The 1,795-nt window shown below is 40.7% G+C and carries 1 protein-coding gene; it reads left to right on the top strand.

Annotated features, from left to right (window positions below; all coding sequences use genetic code 11):
- Positions 1-122 precede the first annotated feature (122 nt).
- The coding region (locus ODU41_RS10715) for an IS1182 family transposase (RefSeq protein ID WP_161947011.1) at positions 123-1,795 on the top strand (1,673 nt) is incomplete at its 3' end.

Here is a 1,795-nt window from a genome sequence, read left to right as displayed (position 1 = left end):
GAAGCTGGGCAAAAACTAGCTTCTCACAATAAAAAAACGAGCAATTCCAATTAGGAGTTGCTCGTTTTCCACTTCATGCTTTATAATTATAATAACCACAAAACAACTAGAAAGGCATGAAAATGTATAAACAGTATAACACAAATCAGCTTAGTTTGGAATTAAATATTGCTTGGGACTTACCTGCTACTCATGAGGCACGTCTGATTAGTCAGTTTGTGGATACTATTCCTTCATCCGTTCTATTGGAAGAAACTTCCCACACAGGTCGTCCTGCCTTTCATCCAGCTATGTTGCTTAAAATGACCCTATTTGCCTATGCTCGGCAAGTATTCTCTGGTCGGAAAATCGTTCAAATGAATGAAGAAGTCATTCCCATGAAATGGCTGAGTCAGGATACCTATGTCTGTTATCGGACCATAAACAGTTTTCGGGCTAGCACACATGCCAATCAGCTCATCAAAACTGCCTTCATCTACTTCACTCTCCTCCTCAGAGAGAATGGATTGATTGAAGATGAGGCTCTCTTCATTGATGGAACAAAGGTAGAAGCTGATGCCAACAAGTATTCCTTCACGTGGAAAAAGGCCGTTGAACGCTACGAAGATGCCTTGAATGGAAACATTTCAGCACTCTACGACAAACTAGTCCAAGAAGGGGTGAATACTGCCTTGTCCAAGGAAGAATGCCTCACTAGCGAGGGACTAAACCAACTCCTACAAGAAACCGAACAAGTATTAGATGAGGTGGAAAATGCTATCTCACAAGAGCCCAAAGTCATTAAAGGTGGCTCAGCCAACAGACAGAAACGAAGAAGAATTAAGAAACTAAAGAGAAAGTTGAAAGAGGATTTTCTTGTTCGGAAACAGAAGTACGAACGAGATAAACAGATTCTACAAGAGCGAAATTCCTATTCTAAAACGGATCACGATGCAACATTCATGCGAATGAAAGAAGATCATATGAAGAATGGTCAGCTCAAGCCTGGTTACAACCTCCAACTTGGTACAAACAGCCAGTTTGCCTTAGCTTACGGATTGTATCCGAATCCAACTGACACTCGTACACTCAAGCCTTTTCTTCAATCCATCCAAAACCTAGAACTCTTTCAACACATTGTCGCAGATGCAGGATATGGTAGTGAAGAAAATTACAGCTTTATCCTTGATGACCTAGAGAAAACGCCTCTGATTCCCTACGGAACATATCAGAAAGAGCAGAAGAAAAGCTACAAGAAGAGTGATGCCAATCCTGAAAACTGGACCTATCTAGAAGATTCTGATCAGTGGATAAAGCCAGATGGTGTTGTGTATTCATTCAAGAATTATTCACGAAGAACGGATAAGTATGGATTTGAGAGAGATATTAAGATTTACGAAGCTGATCCAGTACAAGCTAGTGAGGAGCTAGACCAATTAGCACGGACGGAAAAAGGAAACCTCAAACAAATTCAGTACAATCCTACGTGGAACTATTTCAAGAATCGTGTCAAAGACGAATTGACAAGTAAAGAGGGAGCCCGCATTTATGCCAAACGCAAGGTGGATGTCGAACCTGTATTTGGTAGGATGAAGGGTGTTTTTGGCGTGCGCAGAGTTCATGTCAGAGGACAAAAAGTGGTTGAAACAGAGATAGGATTCCTCCTAATGAGTATGAATCTCACGAAATTGGCCAAGAAAATAGTCCAAGATAATAGAGATAAAAAGAAAAACACAGACAGTACGGCTGGATTTCATCAAAATCAGCTTGAATCTATCTGTGTTTTTTATTTACTGGCTAGTTTTTGCCCAGCCTC

Source organism: Streptococcus sp. 2022WUSS083, from assembly GCF_044427155.1.
GTDB classification, from domain to species: domain Bacteria; phylum Bacillota; class Bacilli; order Lactobacillales; family Streptococcaceae; genus Streptococcus; species Streptococcus hashimotonensis.
Note: the sequence above shows the minus strand (reverse complement) of the source record. Positions and strands in the feature narration are given on the sequence as shown.